Origin of the sequence: Nocardia sp. NBC_00565 (genome assembly GCF_036345915.1) — a bacterium.
Taxonomy (GTDB): Bacteria; Actinomycetota; Actinomycetes; order Mycobacteriales; family Mycobacteriaceae; genus Nocardia.
Genome location: NZ_CP107785.1, coordinates 8,050,634 through 8,070,949 on the forward strand (window position 1 = coordinate 8,050,634; position 20,316 = coordinate 8,070,949).

Genomic DNA, 20,316 nt, shown 5'->3' on the forward strand with positions numbered 1-20,316 from the left:
GCCCTTTCGAGCGACCTGCAAGCAGTCGCTGCTGGCCTTTTCGAGCGACCTGCAAGCAGTCGCTAGCGGCGCGCAAGATGTATTTCGGGAATCTTCGTTGTGGGCGACAACTTGCGTGTACGTATACATCTACGTATAGTGAGTTCATGCCCAATAAGACGATCTATGTTGCCGATGACGATCTGTCACTGTTCCAGCGCGCACAGGAGCTGGTCGGCGGCAACCTTTCCGGGGCGGTGACCACCGCGCTGCGGCGGTTCATCGAGCTGGAAGAGGGCAGGCTGGAGGGCTACGACGAGGTAGTGCTGCGGGTCGGCCACAACGGCGTGCGCCAGGTCCGTTTCTCCGGCGCCCTGCTCGGCGAGCACCGCGACGTGAACGAAGAGCGCATCGAACACGTCAGGGTGTATCGCAGCCGGAAGGGCAAGTTCGTCATGCACGCCCAGTACTCGAACTGGAACGAATATCCGCAGAACTCCAATTGGGTCAAGGATCTGACCAATTGGCGGCGCATGCTCGGCGTCGGTGACCAGGACTGGGGCGACTTCATCTTCGAGGTCGTCGACACGCTGGGTGAACTGAAGGGGAAGATTCCGGACAAGCTCTACGAGCGGGTGGCGCAGATCGCCGACCGCCCCCCGGTCGAGGAGCTCGACATCTAGCAACCAGGGCCGAATCATTCGGCCGGACAATCGAATACTACCACTATTCGCCGCACCGGACGCTGGGAGCGGTGCAGGTGAAACATGCTCTCATTCGCATTATTCTATGAAACCTTCCATGAAAGGAAGACCATGACCAACGGTCATCGCGCCCCGGCCATTTCGGCGCTGGGCCTGCGTAAATCGTTCGGTGATCAGGTCGTGCTCGATGGCATCGATATCTCGGTCCCGGCGGGCACGATCTACGCCCTGCTCGGCTCGAACGGTGCGGGCAAGACCACCACCGTGCAGATCCTCACCACCCTGATCCACGCCGACGCGGGCGAAATCCGGGTCGACGGCCACGATCTGGCCGCCGCGGCCGATGCCGTGCGCACCGCGATCGGTGTCACCGGTCAGTTCTCCGCGGTCGATGAGCTACTGACCGGCCGCGAAAACCTGATCCTGATGGGCGATCTGCACCACCTGCCGCGACGCGAGAGCAAGCGCCTGGCCGCGGAGCTGCTCGACCGGTTCGATCTGGTCGAGGCGGGCGACAAGACCGCGGCGACCTATTCCGGCGGTATGGTCCGACGCCTGGACCTGGCGATGACGCTGGTCGGTGACCCGCGCATCATCTTCCTCGACGAGCCGACCACCGGCCTCGATCCGCGCAGTAGGCGGGCCATCTGGGACATCATCCGCGGTCTGGTCGACGACTACAGCGTCACCGTCTTGCTCACCACGCAGTATCTGGAGGAGGCCGATCAACTCGCCGACCGGATCGCCGTGCTCGACCACGGCCGCATCGTCGCCGAGGGCACGGCCGCCGAGCTGAAACGTCGGGTACCGGGCGGTCACATCCGGCTCGAGTTCGCCGATCAGTTCGGACTCGACGCCGCGGCAACGGCATTGGGTCCGGAGGCCCGAGTCGTCGATGACGTGGGCGAGGAGGAGTTCACCCTCGCGGTGCCCAGCGACGGCGGCGTCACATCGCTGCGCGCGGTGCTCGACCGGCTCGACTACCAGCAGATCGAGGTCGCCGGACTCTCCGTGCACACCCCCACCCTCGACGACGTATTCCTCACTCTCACCGGGCACCCCACCGCCGAAAAGGAGACTGTGCGATGAGCGAGCGAACAATGGACACAGCCACCTTCGTGGTCATGACGGAGTCGAGCGACAGCGAGGCGCAGTCATGAGCACTATGGCACTCGCGCTTGCTGATTCGAAGACGATGCTGCGGCGTAACCTGTTGCACGCCAAGCGCTATCCGAGCATGACCTTCGGCGTCGTGCTGATGCCGATCGTGCTGCTGCTCACCTTCAACTTCGTCTTCGGCGGCGCATTGGAGAAGTCCTCCGGCGGTAACTACATCGATTACCTGACGCCCGGCATGCTGTTGATGATTCCGGCCTACATGACCGCGTCGGTGGCGGTCTCCATCGCGACCGATACCACCAAGGGCATCGTCAATCGGTTTCGCACCATGGCGATTTCACAGCCCTCGATCCTCACCGGACATGTGACCGGCGCGCTGATCCAGGCCATGCTCGGCATTGCCGCCATGGCCGCGGTGGCGGTGGCGATCGGGTTCCGACCCTCGGCGAATGTCATCGAGTGGGTCGCGGCGTTCGGGCTGCTCGCCATGCTGACCGTCGCGCTCGTCTGGCTTGCGGTCGGCATGGGTCTGATCGCGGCGAATCCGGAGAGCGCGAGCAATATGCCCTTCCCGCTGATCATGCTGCCGTTCCTCGGCAGCGGTTTGGTCGGCACCGACACCATGCCGGTCGGCCTGCGCCAGTTCGCCGAATATCAGCCGTTCACCCCGCTCACCGAGACCATTCGCGGCCTGCTCATGGGCACGGAGATCGGCAACAACGGCATCATCTCGATCGCGTGGTGCATCGGCCTCGGGTTGGTCGGATACCTCTGGTCGACCTCGGTCTTCCGCAAGCAGGCACAACGCTGAGTGCCATTGCGGCGCAACGATCCCCCGTCGGATATCGGCGGGGGATCGCTGTGCGTCAGACCGTGCCGGACAGCAATGTCTCGCCCGTCGAGGCCAACCGGATCTGGACCGTCTGGATCTGTTCCGGCGCCTTATCAATGGTCCGGTCGATCGTCAGTTCGGTGCCGGGTCCGGCCGGCCACTGATCGAGTTTGCTCTGGCTGCCATCGGTGCCGATGACGTACAGGTCGAGGTTCCAGTTGTACTTCTGATCGCTCGGTCCGTAACTGCACGTCATCACGAGACGCGTCTTGCCGTCGGCCCGAACGACTTTGAAACTGGCCGTCACCGGATTCGGCTTGATCGGCTGCATACTGCGTTCGGCCACAACCTGTTCGGTGCTCGGGTTATCCGATGCGGTGACCGAGGCGACCACCGGAACCGCGATGGCCACCGCCGCGGCCGCCGCCGCAACGGCAGCGCCGACGGAGACCCACCGACCGCGGCGCCTGCGCTTCTCAGCGGCGTCGGCGAGCCTGGGCAGCAGCTGCGCGGGCGGATCTACCTCGGCCGCGGGAGTTTCCGAGGGTTCGATCATGGCGAGCGCGGTTTCGGGTTCGACCATGGCGAGCAGGCCGGGGAGTCCGGCCAGATCAGCCACCGCCGCCCGGCAGACCGGGCAGCCCGCCAGATGCTCCTCGTACTCGCGCCGTTCGATGCGGGTGAGGGAGCCGAGAACGTACGGTGCATCCCACGTCGTGTAGTCGTCGGCAACATCGGTCATTGGTTCGTCACCCCCATCTCCTGAAGTGCCAGCCGTAGTGCCCGCATGCCGTAGTGCATCCGGGATTTCACCGTGCCTGCCGGGATTTCCAGTTCCTCGGCGATCTGGTGGGTGGAAAGGCCTCGATAGTAGGCACGCACGATCACCTCGCGATGATCGGCACTGAGCCGGCCCAACGCGTCCGCGACCAGCCAGCCGTCCAGAGCTCGATCGGCCTGATCCGGTGAGGCTTGCTCCGGCGGATTGTCGGTGCGGAACTCGCGCCGGTTGCGGGCGCTGCGATGCTCATCCACGGCGAGATTGCGCGCGACCGTGAACAACCACGCGCGCGCCGACGTCGTCGATTGATCCAGCACACTCGGGCGCTGCCACGCCCGCAACAACGTCTCCTGCACGATGTCCTCGGCCCGACCGGGGTCGCGAACCAAACCGAGCGTGTAACGCCATAGCGCCGAAGCATGTTCCTGATAGAGCACCCGCATCAACTCGGCCTGTTCCTCGGGCATTTGTCACCTCCCGCTCATCCCACGATTCAGAGGGGTGGAAAGGTTCAATGCTCGGCGGCATGTCAATTGCGCTCTAGTTCAATCGGATGTGTGGCCAGCAGGGACAGGGGTAGTGGCTGGCGGCGTAGGACGTGGGCCCAGAGGTCGGGGCGGCCGGTGCTGATCGGGTCCGAGGGCAGGGCCGAGAGCACGATCCAGTCGTTGTTCTGTAGTTCGCCCTCGAGTTGGCCGAAGGTCCAGCCCGCGTAGCCCGCGAAGATCCGCAGACCCTCGATCAGCGGGCCGATCCGCTCCGGGTCGGCGTCGAGGTCGACCAGAACCACGCGGCCATCGATCCGGCGCAGTCCGGAGACACCCGCGATCGACGCGCCGACCCGCACGGTGCCCAGGCACAGCGCCGCGTCCCGCTTGACCGGGCCGCCGATGAACAGGGTGCGTGGCGCCGCTGCGACCTCGGTCCAGCGTGGCAGCACATCATGCACCGAGGTATCGCTCGGGCGGTTGAGCACGACGCCGAGGCTGCCCGCCTCGTTGTGCTCGATGATGTACACGACGGTGCGCCGAAAGGTCGGTTCGACCAGTTCCGTCGCCGACACCAGCAGGGTGCCTGCGCGCACCACCTGCTCGCCGTGCCGGAAATCGCGTCGCCTGCGGTCGCCGTGTCCGCCGCGAGTTTTCCGATCGTCCGGGTCATCTGCGCGTGCCACTCCGACATCATCGCACTGGCGCGCAACGTTCGTCGGTCAAGCGGCGTGGCGGGAGTCCGACGAGGCGGAAATCGACCGGTTAGGGTGTGGCCATGGAACGGCCCGAGGTTCTCCTCGACAACGCTGACGCTGTCTACGACTTCTATCGCGATCACCGGCAGAACCGGTTGAAGGCATGGGGTGCCTACGCCATTCTCGGGCGTCGATACCATGCGCGCGTCGCCTACGCCGAGGGTGCGCGCGAACTGTTGCACCAGGTGATCCGCCAGGGTCGGCCGCTGCTGATCGCAATCAACCACCTCTCGGAATCCGATCCCTACACCGTCGCCGCCGCGGCGTGGCGCAGTGAGCTGCGTCCAGTGATCGGGCGGGTGCGCGTGCTGGCCAAGGACGAGCTGTTCCTCGAGCCCGAACAGCGCCGCAAGATCGACATGATGGGCGGGATCCCGGTATTCCGCGGTAAGGACCACGGTCTGCGGGCGGTGAACGCGGCCGGTCAGCGGATGATGGATATTTGCGCCGAACGGATGGCCGGCGGTGATGGCATCGCGGTCTTCCCGGAGGGCACCTGCAACGAGGTCGACCACACCGAAGTGCAGCCGGTGGGCAGCGGAATCGGGCATATCGCGTTCCGCGCGATGAAGTTGGGCGCCGAGCCGGTGCTGGTCAGCATGGGTTTGAGCTATGGGGCCAGACCCGATCCGACGGTGCCGGTCAGCAAGGAGGAGGCCAAAGGGGCCAGCTGCTATTTCGGGGTTCCGGTCACCGAGCTGCCCGCCCGGCCCGCGGAGATCGCCCGACTGGTGCGCACGGATCTGCAGCAGGCGCTCGACGGCGCGGTCGCCGCGTACTGAGTTACTGGGGCAGGCCGAGATTCTCGCGCGCCCACTGCGGGACCAGCGCGATGTACTCCGGCCTCGACTCCACGAAGTGACGCACCATCGGGCACATCGGCAGAATGCCGAAACCCTCCTGCCGCGAGGCGTTCAACGCCGCCGCCACCAGCACCCGGCCATACCCCTCGCCTTCGTGGCGCGGATAGATTTCGGTGTGGACGAAGGCCCGCTCGTTGGCGGTGTCCTGATATTCGGCGTATCCGGCGATGGCACCGTCGACATAGATCTCGAAGCGTTCCAGCGTGGTGTTGATACGGACCTCAGTCGACATGGCTCGACGCTACTCCGGTGTGGGTGGATGGTTGTGCACCGCAACGCTTTGCCGGCGGCAATCGCGCGCTCGACTTGTCTACCGGTCCCGGGCTGGCGAGAATGCTCTTGGTCGCGCCGAACGCTTCCGAGTAGCGATGGCCGGCGGAGGTACGAAACATGATGAGGACGCTAGGTCTTTCGCGAGTACAGGGTCTTTCGCGAGCTCTGGTCGCCGTGGCCGCCGCGAGCCTGTTGAGCGGATCGATCGTGACGGGGCTGGCCGAGGCCGCACCCGCCGCATCCTTCGGTGCCTGCCCGGATTCGTCGGTGACCGAAGGCCGCGGCGTCGAATGCGCGGTGATCTCGGTGCCGATGAACTACGCCGATCCCGACGGTGCGCATATCGAACTCACCGTCAGCCGGATCGCCGCCACCGGAGAGCGCCGCGGCGTCATCTTCGCCAACCCGGGCGGCCCCGGCGCGGACACCCTGGACTACTGGGCCCGCCGGATCGACTCGCTGCCCGCCGAACTCAACGCCCACTACGACCGGATCGCGGTGCAGCCGCGCGGACTGCGCTGGGCCACCCCGCTGCGCTGCGACGTCCGGTCCACCGTCGCCGTCGCGAACTCAGACGATGACGACCAGGTTTCGTTGGGCGGCGGTAACCGCGACGACATCAAGAAGGCCTGCGACGCCGCGCTGCCCGGCTACCTCGACACCATCACCACCGAGAGCACCGCCCGCGACCTGGACGCGGTGCGCGCCGCGCTCGGCATCGACCGGATCAGCTACCTGGGCACCTCCTACGGCACCTACCTCGGCGCGGTGTACGCCTCGCTGTTCCCGCACCGGGTGGATCGAATGGTGTTGGACTCCAACGTCAATCCCGCTTGGGTGTGGACCGAGGAGTTCGCCCAGCAGCAGGTCGCGGGCAAACAGCGGCTCGACGATCTGTTCACCTGGATCGCCGAGCACAGCGGCGAATACCGGCTCGGCGATACCGCGTTGCAGGTCTATCAGAACTGGGTGCGGCTGGTCGCGGACCAGGGCGGCGGCTGGTACGCCAACCTGACACCGCCGCCCGCGAGCGTCGCCGATCTGCCCGGCACGCTGCCCGAGCCGCTCGCCGAGATCGCCCGTGACGGTTTCAACGACAGCGTGGAGCAGGCGGGCAAGGTGCAGAACCTGGTGCGCCTGATGCTCACCGGCGGTGCGTCCGCGCAGGTGCCGCTGGTCGGTGCGACCGCGGTGGCCACCTACACCCGCACCTTCTGGCCGACCTTCGCCCGTGCGATGGCCGATGCCAATATCGACCCGAAGAACGTGCGTCAGCTGCTCGCCATCGAGGGCGCCACCAGCACCGACCCCACCGGCCGCTTCGTCTTCTCCGCCATCACCTGCAACGAGAACAATGTGCCCGGCCGCATCGAGCTGGTCGGCTCGGCCATCGCCACCATCGCCACCGGCGGCAACGCGATGGACGCCCGCGCCGATCTGGTTCGCTCCGGAACCGCCTGCGGTAACTGGAAACCGGTGGTCAAGCCGGTACCGATAAACGGAAAGGATCTGGGCACCCGCCCACTGCTCCTACAGAGCCGCCGCGACGCACTGACGACATACGAGGGCGGCCCGGCGATGGCCCGAGCACTCGGCGGTTCCCTGATCACCGTCGAGGGCGGTGACCACGGCGCCTTCGGCCGCGGCAACACCCCCGTCGACGAGGCGGTGATGACCTATCTGCGCACCGGTCAGGTCACCATCGACCACGCCGACCAGGCACCTTTGCGCTAGCGCGCTGGCGAACAGGCTCCGGCGCGGGTAGGCACGGCTTGACGCCGAGCAGGTTGCCCTTGCGGTCGGGCACTGGCTTTCGACGCGACTTCGATCCACCGGTTTCAGCTGCGCTCTATCCGGACACGTGCCATCGACCTGACATCTACCCTCGGGATCGGCCGGGCTGGGGATGGTCGGGATCGGCCCGACGTGCGATGGTCGGGATCGCATCCGACAATGTGGGGATGACGTCCGCGCCCCGGGTGGTGCTCGCCCCGGACAAGTTCAAGGGCTCGCTGACCGCACCGCAGGTGGCGGCGGCGCTGGCTCGTGGCATTACCGAGGCGTGGCCGGAGGCCGAGATCCAGCGGGTGCCGGTCGCGGATGGCGGCGACGGAACCGTTGACGCGTTCGTCGCCGCGGGGTGGGATCGGATCGAAATCGATACCCCGGGGCCGACCGGCGCACCCGGCACCGCGGCCTACGCAGTGCACGGAACTACCGCGGTAATCGAGTTGGCCGCGGCCGTCGGACTGACGAAACTGCCAGGGGGACAACCAGACCCGCTCGGAGCACACACCTATGGCCTCGGCGTCGTTATCGCGCACGCATTGGATCGCGGCGTCACCGATATCGTCCTCGGCCTCGGCGGTAGCGCCTCCACCGACGGCGGCGCAGGCATGCTGCGCGCCCTCGGCGCCCGCATCCTCGACCACAGCGGCAACGAAATCCCGCTGGGCGGTGGCGCATTGGCCCACGCCGCCCAACTCGACCGCACCGGTCTGCACCCCGCTATCGCCACGGCACAATTCACGCTCGCCTGCGATGTCGACAACCCGCTGCTCGGCTCGACCGGTGCGGTCGCGGTCTACGCGCCGCAGAAAGGCGCGATATCGGCGGACCTACCGATTCTCGAAGCGGCACTGACGAATTGGGCGCGAATCGTCGCACCGGAATTCGCGGAGGTGCCCGGGGCGGGTGCTGCGGGTGGCACCGGTTTCGGCGCGCTGGCGGTACTCGGCGCACAGGTCCGCAGCGGCATCGACGTCGTACTCGAACTCCTCGATTTCCCGACGCTTCTCGACGGGGCCGCACTGGTCGTGACGGGTGAGGGCGCACTCGATTCGCAGAGCTTGCACGGTAAGGCCCCGGTTGGCGTCGGTGCGGTCGCGCGCAAGGCGGGCGTCCCCGTCATCGTCGCGGCCGGTCGCATTCTCCTTACCCCGCAACAGATCCGGGCCGCGGGCTTCGCCGCCGGCTACGCCCTGGCCGATCTCGAATCGGACCCGGACCGGTCGATGGCGCATGCGGCGACGCTGCTCGAGCAGATCGGTGCGCGGATCGCCGACGATCAGCGGCGACCTTAGCGGCTAACCCGCGGCGGCGAGGAGGTTGCCGAGGAGTTCGTCGCGGTTCTTATCGCCCCAGGCTTCGAGGGGCCGCAGGGCTACTTCGAGTTCTTCGCCGAGGGGGGTGAGGGAGTATTCGACGCGCGGGGGGACTTCGGGGAAGACCTCGCGGTGGACCACGCCGCTGGCTTCGAGGTGGCGCAGGTTTTCGGTGAGGACCTTTTCGCTGACACCGGTGAGCAGCTTGCGGATCTGGCCGAAGCGCTGCGGGCCCGCGCTGAGGACCCACATTAGATGCAGCTTCCATTTGCCGCCGACGACGTCGATCGCCACCGACATGCCACACACATCGCTGTGAACTGCATCACTGCCCATGTCCACCGCACTCCTTCTGACCCGAATTCGAACCTCGAGGTAAGCAACCACACCTGAACGTTCGGTCTTCCCGACCCTACCTGCGACAACGACCATGGGTTCCGGCGCCGACCACCTACCGAACGAGATCCGAAGGGACACACAATGTCCGAGCAGACCAGCCCGCGTTCCATCTCCGTCGTCGGCCTCGGGCCGATGGGCCAGGCCATGGTCCGGGCGTTTCTGGACGCCGGTATCGAGGTGACAGTGTGGAACCGCAGCTCCGACAAGGTCGACGCCATGGTCGAACTCGGCGCGAAGCGCGCCGCCACGGTCGCCGAGGCACTGGACGCCAACGAGGTCACCGTGCTGAGCCTCACCCACTATGCCGCCATGTACGACGTGCTCGGGCCGGCGACCGACCGCTTGCCGGGAAAGGTGATCGCCAACCTGTCTTCGGATTCCCCGGAAAAGGCCCGCGAGGGTGCGGCTTGGGTTCGCGAGCAGGGTGCGGAGTTCATCTCCGGCGGCGTCATGTCGGCGGGTGACAATATCGCGCACCCCGCGTCCTACATCTTCTACAGCGGTCCGCGCGCGGTCTTCGAAGCGCACGCAGAACTGCTGCGCCCGCTGAGCCCACAGGAGTACCTCGGCGCGGACGATGGTCTCGCGCAGGTCTTCTACCAGGCCCTACTCACTATCTTCCATCCCTGGCTGCTGGCCTTCGACCAGGCGACCGCGGTCATCGAGCGCTCCGGGCACCGCGTCGACCAGTTCGTCCCGTTCGCCGTCCGCTCCAATGCCGCGTTCCCCTACTTCATGGAGCAGCATTCGGTCGCCAACCAGAACGGCGGCTGGGCTACCTTGGCAAGTCTCAAAATGATGGATGCCGGTGCACAGCACATCATCGACGCCAGCGAGGAGGTCGGCGTCGACGCAACGTTCTCGCACACCGCACAAGCGTTCTGGCGCAGGGCCGTTGCGGCCAGCGAGGACAAGGGTGAGGCGGTGTCCACCTACGCGTTGATGCTCGGCGACCGTCCGTGACACGGTGCGCGCCACCGTCCCGTCCGGGATCCGCGCACTGGGCGGCATGCGCGCACCGATCGAATCGACTGTGGCATCTCGATGGCGACCGCATCGCCGCGCGCATGCCCAGGCCCAGCCAATAGACGGGGAACACCTGCGCCATCACATAAGAGAGCAGTGCTCTTGACTTTGTGGAGCAGGGTGTGGAACACTGATCTCAACAGAGAGCAGTGCTCACAATAAGGAGTTGGAGATGAACGCCAGCACTCGGTACATCGGTCCTACCGGCATCGACCCGATCATGAACAAGATCTTCAACTGGTTGCCTCGGCTGGGGATCAGTGTGATGGGGTCGCGACTGCTCGCGGTGCGCGGGCGTAAGAGTGGGGAGTGGCGGTCCACGATGGTGAATCTGCTGGTCGATGCGGATGGTGCTCGGTACCTGGTCGCGCCGCGTGGGCACACGCAGTGGGTGCGGAATCTGCGGGTCGCGGGGGACGGTGAGTTGCGGTTGGGGCGCAAGGTCGAGGCGTTCACCGCGGCCGAGGTCGCCGATGTGGACAAGGTGCCGGTGTTGCGCCTCTACCTGCAGAAGTGGGGCTGGGAGGTCGGCAAGTTCTTCGAGGGTGTCACCAAGGACGCCACCGACGAGGAGTTGGCCGCGATCGCGCCGGGCTTTCCGGTCTTCCGGCTCGCCTGAGCCGAAATGTGCTGGCATGTTGGCCTGAGCACCCATCCCGATTCTGCGAAATCTTGCTGAATCAGCGCGGGAATGGGTGCTCAGGCCACTGGGTGCCCCGATGAATTTATTGCGCCGCAACGTTATCCACAGGCTGACAAGGCCTGTGGATCAATCGCGGTGTGCCAGGAAATCGATCGCCGCGGCATAACCCTGAATCCCCATCCCGGCGACCACCGCCGTGGCGATCGGCGAAATGTAGGAGTGATGCCGAAACTCCTCCCGCGCATGCACATTGCTGATGTGCACCTCGACGATCGGGAGTTCCGGAATCACCAGCGCGTCACGCAGCGCCACCGAAGTGTGCGTGAGCCCACCGGGATTGATGACAATGCCCGACTCGACGCCGCGCGCCCGGTGGATCCGATCGATCAGCGCGCCTTCGGAATTCGACTGGAACGCATCGATCTCGCGGCCGTACCGGGCGGCGGTCTGCCGGCACAACTCGACGACATCATCGAGCGTGGCCGACCCGTAGACCTCCGGCTGGCGGGTGCCGAGCATATTGAGATTCGGGCCGTTGAGAACCAGGATCGGACCAGTTGTCGACATGGGGATGACACTAGTCTGCGCCGATCAGAGTCCCTGCGGCCCTTCCGAGCGCAGGTCGTCCACCTTCCGCATCGCGGTGCGCAACTCCTCGAGCCACGCCTCCGCATGCTTGCCCGCCAGCTTCACCGTCCACGCCAGCGCATCCGCCCGCGAGCGGGCCACCCCGGAATCGACCAGCGTGTCGAGCACCTTGCGCTCCGGCTGACGCAGCCGGGTCATCACCGGAACCGCCAAGTGCGTGAACATGATTCGTTCGCCGTCCACCGAGACGCCCCAGGCGACGCTGCGCCCGTAGCGGTGCTGAGCCTCGTCCGCGATCCGCATGCGCGCCGGTCGGGTCGACTCGCGGAATCGGGCGATCGCACCCTCCTTCGTCGCGGTCGGGACCTGCTCGGTGGGCGCGTCCTCGCCCTCGGAGGGCTCCGCTACCGCGGGCTTCTCGGGCTGTGGGATCGGGAGTTCACCGATCACCACGATCTCGTCGCGATCGATGTCGATGACGGGCGGTCCGGTGAACCAGTCGCTCGGCAACCGACCGGCGAACCAGTCGGTGGCATCCGCGGGGTCCGGTAGGTCGGCCTGTTGCCAGCCGCCCGGTCGTCCGAAACCCCGTCCCCGATGGTTGTGCCTCATGGGAATCACCTACTTACTGTGGTGCCTGTATTGCATTGATTACAAGATTACGTCGCAAAAGGGCGCCGTGGTTCCGCTCTATGCGAACGGGTTTGGCGACCGGTGGTGCGGGTACGCCGAGGGGAGGTGTGCGCTGGTCAACGGGGCCCTTCGCGCCCGAAACGCCGACGTCGGCCGTTTTCTGACAACTTTGCGTTCCGGCCGGTACGGTTGCGGCGCCGGATGTCGCGGCGGGACCGGAGAACGCCCATGATCGGGCCCCTGAAGCCTGGTTTTCGGGCACAATTGGAGATGCTGAGCATGGGTAACGTCCGGGCGCGACGGCACGGCGGGCAAATATTTTCAGGTACGGTGGTCTTGTTACTGGAGTGACAAGAGTGAAGAGTGGGCGACATGGATGTGTGGGGATCCCGCCGCTATCGCGTCCGGGGCGCTATCGCACTCGCGGGGGTGGCAGCGCTGGCCATTGCGATCGGATCGTGTGGATCCGAGGAGAAACGGAATGAAGCCGAGAGCGTCGTCGACCGCTTCACCCAACTACTCGACGACCAGAACTACACCAAGGCGGCGGAGCTGACCTCCTACCCGCCTGCCGCTTCAGCAACGCTTAAGCAAATGTTCGCCGGGCTGCAGCCGGGCAAGGTGGACTATCAGAAGACCCAGTTCATCGGTCTGGACCGCGAGGCCGGACTCTTCAGCATGGACGTCGCCTGGAACTTCGGCGAGAACAAGACCTGGAAATACAGTCTGCAGGGCAATGTGCGGAAATTGGCGATCGGCTGGCGGATCTCCTGGGATCCCGCGGTCGTGATGCCGCAACTCGACCACAACCGCACGGTCCGGCTGGTGCGCACCACGCCGACGCCGCCGCCGCGGGTCAGCGATATCGTCGGCGATGCGCTGATGACCGAGCAGGTCATCAATGTGGTCAAACTCGATCCGGCCAAGACAACCGCCCTCGGTGCCTCGGCCGATGCGCTGGCCAAGGCCATCGAGCCGGTCGCGCCGCTGATCACCGGGCCGTCGCTGCTGCAGCAGCTGTCGACCTCACAGGGCAAGCCGATCGTCGCGGTGAATCTGCGCGAAGGCGATTTCGCCATCCTGGAGTCCGCGCTGGCGCGGGTGCCCGGCGTGGTCATGGAGAAGCAGCCGCGCCTGATCTCCGCCGATCGCCGGACCTGGTCGCCGCTGCTGGACGCGCTGCAGCGGGTTTGGCAGGACAACCAGGACCGGCACGCCGGATGGGGTGTGCAGATCTTCGAGCAGGACGGACGATTCGTCGGTCAGGTCGCCGGATATCAGGGACCGCCCGGCCCGGATATCGCGGCCACCATGGATCAGCGCCTGCAGCGCGCCGCCGAGGATGCCGTGGTCAGTGTCGGCACGCCCGCCTCGATCGTGGCGATCCAGCCCTCCAGCGGCGCGGTCGTCGCGGTCGCGCAGAACACCCAGGCCAGTGAGCACGGTTCGGTCGCCTTCACCGGGCTCTATCCGGTCGGCACCAATATCGACCTGTTCCGCAACGTCGCCTCGGTGCTGAAGAACAAGGCTCCCCAGGACGTTTCGGTGCAGGATGCGGCCGAGGCGGCGCCGAACCTCGGCGTCGGCGTCGATTACAAGGTGCCGGGCCTGGACGAGGTCACCGGGCGGGTCGCGGTCGCAGGCCGCAGCGCCGAGCAGGTACGCCAGGGCGGCGGTACGGATGCGGTGCTGGCCAGCCCGTTCGGCATGGCGATCGCCGCGGCCGCCATCGCGCGCGGACAGGTGCTGCCGCCGATGATCCAGGCCGGGCGGCCGAGCACCACGGACGCGCAGGTGGGCACGATGTCACCGGAGTTGACCGATCGCCTGCGCGGGCTGCTGCGCGACGGCGCGGGCCGACCGGAGTTCGCCAGTCTGCGCGCCTACCGCGATCTCACCGGGTTCGTGGCCACCGCGGGCAATGACGGCTGGCTCATCGCGACTATGGGCGATCTGGCCTTCGCGGTCCACATCAACGACACCGACAGCGGCGATGCGACCGCCCGGATGGCGGCCAGGATGCTCCAATCCCTGGCCACCCCTGAGCCGTAGATCTCAGTTGATGGCCTTGATGGCCGCGCGCCAGCCCAGCAGGAACAGCGCGAGCACGCAGGTCGCGACCACGATGAAACTGAATGCCGTGCCCTGACCGCCGATCACGCGCGCCAGCATGCCGCCGCACAGGGTGCCGAGCCAGACCAGGACGCCGGTCGGCCACAGGGCGGTTCCGTCGAACCGCGCGGCCAGCTCCTGCGCACCGAATATCCGGCTCGCGACGATCACCGCCGCGACCCAGCCGATCGCCAGTCCGATCGCGAAGGGCCACACCGTCTTCAGCAGCCCGGCGAGTACCGCCTCGTCATGGCTGCGCCTGCCGATCACGCAGAACAGGATCACCAACAGCGCATCGACGACCAACGGCACCAGTTTCCTCACCCGGGTCAGCGTAGTAGCGCGGGCCTGCCGCACCGCGACGCGACGCGACGCGACGTTGCTTGGTGACAAATCCGTGTACTCTGGCCGGTCGCTTTCGGCGCCCGATCACCCCGTACGGAGCGAGTCTTACGAGCGACGTTCGCGGCCCGTCTCGCGTCCGAGTGGCCGAAGCGCATGCGACGTAGTCGCGAGTCTCGGCCGCTCGGACGCGAGACATCGGGGGCCGCGAACACGCCGCGCCGCAGGCGCGGCAAAATGTCACAGCCTTCGCTGTTCGAATTCCTTCTCGAATTCGGCGTCGTCGGCCTGCGGGGTGCGGAACAGGAAGGCGAAGACGATCCAGCCGATGATCGCGACCAGGATGAAACTCACCAGGCGGTAGACGAAGGCGGCGGCAACGGCTTGGGAGGCGGGCAGGGCCGCGCCCGCCGTGAGGCCGTAGATGAGCGTCGCGTCGACATAGACGATGCCGCCCGGCGCGAATGGAATGGAGCCGACGGCCTTGCCCGCGGTGAACGCGATCAGCAGTCCGGCCAGCTTCGGGTCGGCGCCGACCGCGTAGCAGGCCGCGCCGAGGCAGGCGACATCGGCGAAGCGGTGCACCACCGCCCAGCCCGCGACCATGGCGCCGTCGCGTTTGCCGAGCTTCACCGATTCCAGCTGCGAGAGCATATCGGCGATCTTGCTCAGGCCCTGGTCGGCTGGTCGTTTGCGCAGGCGATTGAGTAGCGCGAGCCCGCGGCGCAGCACGGCCTCCAGCGCGCCGGGATTCTTCGAGATGTGGTTGCCCACCCACACCAGCGCGGCCACACCGACCAACGACAGGATCAGCTTGAACGGCCCGACCCGACTCCCGACCAGCAACGCGCCGCCGACGCCGAGCAGGGCGAGTCCGGCGGTGGCGACCACGCCGGAGATCACCAGCTGCCAGGAGGCGACCATCGGGTTCGCGCCCCAGCGGCGGGTCTGGCGATAGGTGAAGGCGGTGGAGAACACCTGTCCGGCAGGCAGTGACACCGACATCGCGGTGGCGCCGTAGACGACGGCGACGGATTTGCGCTGCCGTACCTCGACGCCACCCGCATGCAGCAGTTGTTTCTGGACCCGGCTGAATCCGCTCATCGATATGGCCTGCATCCAGATACAGGCGGCGACCCAGCCCCAATGAATTTCGGTGAGCTTATTCCAGGAATCGTGTAATCGTGGCCAGAGATAGTAGCCCTCGCCGATGAGCAAGGCGAGCAGGGCGATCCCACCGACCCATTTGACCCACCAGAATCTGCCCCGCTGCGAATGTCTGTCGGAGGGCTCGTCGGGCGGCGGCGGGCCGGGCTCGCCCGCCAGTTCCCCGTTGCCCGTCACGCCGTCAGCCTAACGAACCCACTGTTTCGCTGTCTGCATCGACGTGGCCATCGGTATCGTCTTTCGGCCAGGCCAACCGGGTCTTTCTGCGCCGTCCGCGCAACTGGACTTCGTCCCCCGTCACCCAAGAGTCCTGCTCGCTTTCGTCGGCGAAATACAGCGCGCTGCCCGAGGCGAGCACGCGGCCGGGTTGATCCTTGGCCAATTCGGTGAGGCGCGAGGCCTCGTTCACCGGATCGCCGATCACGGTGTATTCGAAACGGTTTGCGGCGCCGATATTTCCGGCGACGGCCAGACCCGCCGATACGCCGATGCCGATATCGAGTCCGGGCACCTCGCGCAGCACCTCGCGCAGTTCCCGGGCGGCGGCCAACGCGGCGGTCGGTGCGTCCGGCCGGTCCAGCGGGGCGCCGAAGATCGCCAGCGCGGCGTCGCCGACGAATTTGTTGACGAATCCGTGGTGCCGGTCGATGACGTCGACGACGATCCGGAAGAATTCGTTGAGCAGGCTGACCACCTCGGTCGGGGGTCGCTCCGCCGCGGCGGCGGTGGACCCGACCATATCGACGAACAGCACGGCCACGAATCGGGTCTCCCCGCCGAGCTCGGTGCCGTAGTCGAGGGCGCGCTGCGCGACCTCCTCACCGACGTGCTGGCCGAAGAGTTCCTGCAGTTGGCGGCGTTTGGCGGCCTCTTCCATCATGCGGTTGAAGCCGACCTGCAGCAGCCCGATCTCACTACCGTCGAAGACCTCGACCTGGACATCGCGAGCGCCCTCCTGCACCCGGTCGATGGCCTGGCTGAGCTGGCGCACCGGATCGGAGATGCTGGATCCGGTCAGCATCGATAGCGCCAGCGCCTGCATGATCACCACGCCGGATAGCAGCAGAATCGAGATGGCCAGTGACTGCGCGGAGAACTTGACGTCCGAGGTGATCTGGGTGACGCACAGCAGCACGATGGCGATGGTGGGGGCGAAAGTGCCCATGCCCCAGGTCATCCCCATCCTGGTGCCGACGCCCGGCGTCAGCGTGTGATCGAAGGAGCCTTCGGTGAGCGCCTGCGCGGCGACGGGGCGCAGAATCCGTTCGCCGAGCATGTAGGTGAACCCGAAGACGATCGTCGCGGCCATACATTCGGTGACGATGACCGCGCCCGCCAGTTCCGGTGCGTCCACGATGATGGTGGCCGCCAAGATGGCGCCGCCGATCAACCAGAGCACCAGATGCAGGAACGCCTGGCGCAGCGGCGCGTGCAGCGCGGCCATCTGCTCCTGGCGGCTCGGTGGTCCGCCGCGCATCTGCCAGCGCATGACCGGACGCAGCATCAGCGCCGAGGCGGCCAGGCTGAGCAGGCCGCCGGTGGTGAAGACCAGGGCGGGAATCAGCAGGCCGGTGCGTCGCGCACCGGCCGCCTCACCTTCGGGAACCGGGAGTCCATATTGGATGAACGCCCACACCAGGACCGCGCCGAAAGCGTTGGCCAACAGCATCGATGTCAGGTACAGCGGCCAGCGCGTTCGCATGGTCTGTTTGACCGCTTCCAAGGGCGCTGACACGATGACCAATCTAGCGTTTCGATCATGCGAGCAGGTTCACGACGGTCCACGGCCGTAGCGACTGCTTGCAGGTCGTTCGAAGAGAGCCGTAGCGGCTGCTTGCAGGTCGCTCGAAAAGAGCCGTAGCGACTGCTTGCAGGTCGCTCGAAAAGAGCCGTAGCGACTGCTTGCAGGTCGCTCGAAAAGAGCCGTAGCGACTGCTTGCAGGTCGCTCGAAAAGATCAGCCATTAGGCTCGCGAGGGTGACCGACCCGAAGGTAACTGCTCTCGGAAAAGCCACTGCTGCGCGGTCGGCTGCTGATTCTGTGCATCCATTCGTCCGAGTTTCCGCGGAGTGGGCGTGGCGGCTGCTGGTGATGTTCGTCGCGCTGATCGCGGTGGTGACCGTGGTGCAGAAGTTGGCGACGGTGGTGATCCCACTCGCCATCGGTCTGCTGGCCGCCGCACTGCTGGCCCCGCTGGTGGATTGGCTGCAGCGGCTCGGGGTGCCGAGGGCGGTGGGGGTTTTCGTCGCGCTGGTCGGGTCCATCGGGGTGGTCGCGGGCATCCTGACCTTCGTCGTCGAGCAGTTCATCGAGGGTGTGCCGCAGCTGTCCGATGAGATCACCCACAGCATCCACCAGATTCAGGACTGGCTGATCAATGGTCCGCCGCATCTGAGCGATGAGCAGATCCGCAATGCGGGCGACACCATCGTCAAGACGATCCGGGAGAATCAGGACAGTCTCACCAGCGGGGCGCTGACCACCGCGACGGCGATCGGGCACGTGCTGACCGGTGCCTTCCTGACCCTGTTCATTCTCATCTTCTTCCTCTACGGCGGCGATCAGATCTGGCATTTCGTGACCCGGATCGTGCCGACCCCGCAGCGCGAAAAGGTGCGCACCGCAGGGCGACTCGGCTTCGGCACGTTGGTCGGATTCGTGCGCGCGACCGTGGTGGTGGCCGCCGTCGACGCCATCGGCATCGGTGCCGGCCTGGCGATTCTCGGGGTGCCATTGGCGCTGCCACTGGCCTCGCTGGTGTTCATCAGCGCGTTCATCCCGATCGTCGGTGCGTTCCTGGCCGGGACCATCGCGGTCTTCATCGCGTTGGTGACCAAGGGCTGGGTGACCGCGCTGATCGTGCTCGGCATCATCATCGCGGTGATGCAGCTGGAAAGCCATGTGCTGCAACCGTTGCTGCTCGGACGCGCCGTCAGCATCCATCCGCTGGCGGTGGTGCTCGCCATCGCCGCGGGCATCGTGCTCGGCGGCATCGCGGGCGGTCTACTGGCGGTGCCGTTCGTCGCGGTGATGAATACCGCGATCCGGTCGCTGCTCTCGGATGGTCCGGAAGAGATATTCGAGGAGCTACGCACCGGCGAACCGGGCAGAATTTTCGCGGCGGAACCGGATGAACCGGACCCCGACCGGTTCGATGTGGCGGCGACGCTGGCTCGGGAGATCGCCACCGAGCACAAGGGTGGGGATAAGACCCGTGACTCGGCCGCCCCCGACTGAGATCCGATCCACCGAGCTGAGCGCGGCCGATGCGGCGACCGCGCCGCTGTGGCGCGCCGTACAGGCGTTGCGGCTGGTCACGCTGCTGTATGCGGTGGGTCAGCAGATCGCCTCGGTGGATGACTACCGTAACCAGCAGCTGAGCTGGGTGCTGATCGCGGTGATGGCGGTCTGGTCCGGCGCCTCGGCATTCATGTTGTCGCAGTGGCACTTTCCGGATGTGGCGCGGCTGCGGTGGTGGGTGGTTATCGGGGACCACGTGGTGGTGATCGCGCTCATCGCCTCGACCCGGCTGGTCGCCGATTACGACTGGTACCACGGGCATCAGACCTTGCCGACCACGCTGTGGGTCGCCAATGCCGTTGTCTCGGCGGCGATTCTGCGCGGGCCGGCCGGTGGTGTGCTCTCCGGACTGTTGATTTCGGCGGTGATCGTCACAGTGCGCGACCAGTGGGGGCAGGACGTATGGGCCGATGCGACCGCACCGGTGCTGGTCTCCATCGGACTCGCGCTCGGGCTCGCGGCCAATACCGCCCGCCGGGCCCAGGGCCAGCTGGAACGGGCCGTTCGGCTGACCGCGGCCGCCGAGGAGCGCGAGCGACTGGCCCGCGAGGTACACGACGGTGTGCTGCAGGTGCTCAGCTACATCAAGCGACGCGGTAGCGAGATCGGCGGGCCCACCGAGGAATTGGCGCAGCGGGCGGCCGAACAGGAAGTTGCGCTGCGGGTGCTGATCTCCGAACAGGGCAGATATGGGGATACCGGTGGCGCCGAGGTCGATCTGCGGCCGCTGCTCACCGTGCACGCGACACCGTCGGTATTCGTCTCGACGCCGGGTGAGCCGGTGCCGGTCGGGCGTTGGGCGGCCGGTGAGCTCGCGGCGGCGGTGGCCAATGCGCTGTCCAATGTCGCGCTGCACGCCGGGCCGGATGCGAAAGCCTATGTGCTGCTGGAGGATACCGGTGACAAGCTGATCGTCAGCGTGCGCGACGACGGTGTCGGGATCGCGCCGGGCCGACTGGCGCAGGCCGAGGCCGAGGGACGGATGGGGGTCTCGCGCTCCATCATCGGCCGGATCGAAACGCTCGGCGGGACGGCGGTATTGCTGACCGAGGAACAGGGCGGTGTCGGATTTGGCACCGAATGGGAATTTCGGGTACCCCGTGCTCGGGCCGCTGATCGGCGGGAATGATTCGGGGCGCGATGCGGGTGTGGGCCGGGTTGATGGGAACGATGCGCGCGAGAGCACAGGAGGTGCGGTGTGACCG

21 protein-coding genes are annotated in these 20,316 nt (G+C 66.5%); 11 read left to right on the top strand and 10 right to left on the bottom strand.

Annotation, left to right across the window (positions count from 1 at the left end; all coding sequences use genetic code 11):
* The first annotated feature begins 146 nt into the window (after window positions 1-146).
* The 3 genes from OG874_RS37140 (at window position 147) to OG874_RS37150 (ending at window position 2,613) form a co-directional block, all read left to right on the top strand.
* Complete coding sequence (locus OG874_RS37140; RefSeq protein WP_330251710.1) at window positions 147-662, top strand: EXLDI protein; 516 nt, start codon at window positions 147-149, stop codon at window positions 660-662.
* Window positions 663-794: 132 nt separating this feature from the next.
* Window positions 795-1,772 (top strand): ATP-binding cassette domain-containing protein, encoded by a 978-nt coding sequence (locus OG874_RS37145; protein ID WP_330251711.1) that lies wholly within the window; start codon window positions 795-797, stop codon window positions 1,770-1,772.
* A gap of 67 nt (window positions 1,773-1,839) precedes the next feature.
* Complete coding sequence (locus tag OG874_RS37150) at window positions 1,840-2,613, top strand: ABC transporter permease (RefSeq protein ID WP_330251712.1); 774 nt, start codon at window positions 1,840-1,842, stop codon at window positions 2,611-2,613.
* Window positions 2,614-2,668: 55 nt separating this feature from the next.
* On the opposite strand, the gene OG874_RS37155 is transcribed toward OG874_RS37150, so the two are convergent.
* From OG874_RS37155 to OG874_RS37165, 3 genes are all read right to left on the bottom strand, one after another.
* Window positions 2,669-3,376, bottom strand: coding sequence for an anti-sigma factor family protein (locus OG874_RS37155; RefSeq protein WP_330251713.1), 708 nt, complete (start codon window positions 3,374-3,376; stop codon window positions 2,669-2,671).
* Window positions 3,373-3,882, bottom strand: a complete 510-nt coding sequence (locus tag OG874_RS37160; protein ID WP_330251714.1) for a sigma-70 family RNA polymerase sigma factor — start codon at window positions 3,880-3,882, stop codon at window positions 3,373-3,375. The genes OG874_RS37155 and OG874_RS37160 overlap by 4 nt, the downstream gene beginning before the upstream one ends.
* A 62-nt stretch (window positions 3,883-3,944) precedes the next feature.
* Complete coding sequence (locus OG874_RS37165) at window positions 3,945-4,589, bottom strand: YqgE/AlgH family protein (protein WP_330251715.1); 645 nt, start codon at window positions 4,587-4,589, stop codon at window positions 3,945-3,947.
* A gap of 92 nt (window positions 4,590-4,681) precedes the next feature.
* Here OG874_RS37165 and OG874_RS37170 point away from each other — a divergent pair, with 92 nt between their 5' ends.
* Window positions 4,682-5,443 (top strand): lysophospholipid acyltransferase family protein, encoded by a 762-nt coding sequence (locus tag OG874_RS37170; RefSeq protein WP_330251716.1) that lies wholly within the window; start codon window positions 4,682-4,684, stop codon window positions 5,441-5,443.
* 1 nt (window position 5,444) lies between these two features.
* Here OG874_RS37170 and OG874_RS37175 read toward each other — a convergent pair whose 3' ends face one another.
* Window positions 5,445-5,756, bottom strand: a complete 312-nt coding sequence (locus OG874_RS37175; RefSeq protein ID WP_330251717.1) for a GNAT family N-acetyltransferase — start codon at window positions 5,754-5,756, stop codon at window positions 5,445-5,447.
* A 158-nt stretch (window positions 5,757-5,914) separates the two neighbouring features.
* On the opposite strand from OG874_RS37175, the gene OG874_RS37180 reads away from it, so the two are divergent.
* Together OG874_RS37180 and OG874_RS37185 are read left to right on the top strand one after the other, a co-directional pair.
* Window positions 5,915-7,531: an alpha/beta hydrolase gene (locus OG874_RS37180; RefSeq protein WP_330251718.1), complete on the top strand. Its 1,617-nt coding sequence runs from the start codon at window positions 5,915-5,917 to the stop codon at window positions 7,529-7,531.
* A 227-nt stretch (window positions 7,532-7,758) separates the two neighbouring features.
* Window positions 7,759-8,880: a glycerate kinase gene (locus OG874_RS37185; protein WP_330251719.1), complete on the top strand. Its 1,122-nt coding sequence runs from the start codon at window positions 7,759-7,761 to the stop codon at window positions 8,878-8,880.
* Window positions 8,881-8,883: 3 nt separating this feature from the next.
* Here the strand turns inward: OG874_RS37185 and OG874_RS37190 are convergent, their stop codons facing one another.
* Window positions 8,884-9,237: a winged helix-turn-helix transcriptional regulator gene (locus OG874_RS37190; RefSeq protein WP_330251720.1), complete on the bottom strand. Its 354-nt coding sequence runs from the start codon at window positions 9,235-9,237 to the stop codon at window positions 8,884-8,886.
* Between the two features lie 144 nt (window positions 9,238-9,381).
* Here OG874_RS37190 and OG874_RS37195 point away from each other — a divergent pair, with 144 nt between their 5' ends.
* Together OG874_RS37195 and OG874_RS37200 are read left to right on the top strand one after the other, a co-directional pair.
* Window positions 9,382-10,263 carry an NAD(P)-dependent oxidoreductase gene (locus OG874_RS37195; protein WP_330251721.1) on the top strand — a complete coding sequence of 294 codons (882 nt, stop codon included), beginning with the start codon at window positions 9,382-9,384 and terminating at the stop codon, window positions 10,261-10,263.
* Between the two features lie 235 nt (window positions 10,264-10,498).
* Window positions 10,499-10,945 (top strand): nitroreductase/quinone reductase family protein, encoded by a 447-nt coding sequence (locus tag OG874_RS37200; protein WP_330251722.1) that lies wholly within the window; start codon window positions 10,499-10,501, stop codon window positions 10,943-10,945.
* A gap of 150 nt (window positions 10,946-11,095) precedes the next feature.
* Here the strand turns inward: OG874_RS37200 and aroQ are convergent, their stop codons facing one another.
* On the bottom strand, window positions 11,096-11,536 hold the full coding sequence (gene aroQ / locus OG874_RS37205) for a type II 3-dehydroquinate dehydratase (protein ID WP_330251723.1): 441 nt from the start codon (window positions 11,534-11,536) through the stop codon (window positions 11,096-11,098).
* 24 nt (window positions 11,537-11,560) lie between these two features.
* Window positions 11,561-12,169: a hypothetical protein gene (locus OG874_RS37210; RefSeq protein WP_330251724.1), complete on the bottom strand. Its 609-nt coding sequence runs from the start codon at window positions 12,167-12,169 to the stop codon at window positions 11,561-11,563.
* A gap of 393 nt (window positions 12,170-12,562) precedes the next feature.
* Here OG874_RS37210 and OG874_RS37215 point away from each other — a divergent pair, with 393 nt between their 5' ends.
* Entirely contained in the window at window positions 12,563-14,242 is a 1,680-nt protein-coding gene (locus OG874_RS37215; RefSeq protein ID WP_330251725.1) for an NTF2-like N-terminal transpeptidase domain-containing protein, read from the top strand.
* Between the two features lie 3 nt (window positions 14,243-14,245).
* Here the strand turns inward: OG874_RS37215 and OG874_RS37220 are convergent, their stop codons facing one another.
* The 3 genes from OG874_RS37220 to OG874_RS37230 form a co-directional block, all read right to left on the bottom strand.
* On the bottom strand, window positions 14,246-14,626 hold the full coding sequence (locus OG874_RS37220; protein ID WP_330251726.1) for a DUF3054 domain-containing protein: 381 nt from the start codon (window positions 14,624-14,626) through the stop codon (window positions 14,246-14,248).
* 258 nt (window positions 14,627-14,884) lie between these two features.
* The gene (locus OG874_RS37225; protein WP_330251727.1) at window positions 14,885-15,988 is read right to left on the bottom strand and encodes a lysylphosphatidylglycerol synthase transmembrane domain-containing protein; all 1,104 of its coding nucleotides are present in this window, start codon (window positions 15,986-15,988) and stop codon (window positions 14,885-14,887) included.
* 4 nt (window positions 15,989-15,992) lie between these two features.
* Window positions 15,993-17,513 (bottom strand): adenylate/guanylate cyclase domain-containing protein, encoded by a 1,521-nt coding sequence (locus OG874_RS37230; protein WP_330257587.1) that lies wholly within the window; start codon window positions 17,511-17,513, stop codon window positions 15,993-15,995.
* 275 nt (window positions 17,514-17,788) lie between these two features.
* Here OG874_RS37230 and OG874_RS37235 point away from each other — a divergent pair, with 275 nt between their 5' ends.
* Together OG874_RS37235 and macS are read left to right on the top strand one after the other, a co-directional pair.
* Entirely contained in the window at window positions 17,789-19,048 is a 1,260-nt protein-coding gene (locus OG874_RS37235) for an AI-2E family transporter (RefSeq protein WP_330251728.1), read from the top strand.
* 1 nt (window position 19,049) lies between these two features.
* Window positions 19,050-20,240, top strand: coding sequence for a MacS family sensor histidine kinase (gene macS / locus OG874_RS37240; RefSeq protein WP_330257588.1), 1,191 nt, complete (start codon window positions 19,050-19,052; stop codon window positions 20,238-20,240).
* Window positions 20,241-20,316: the final 76 nt, after the last annotated feature.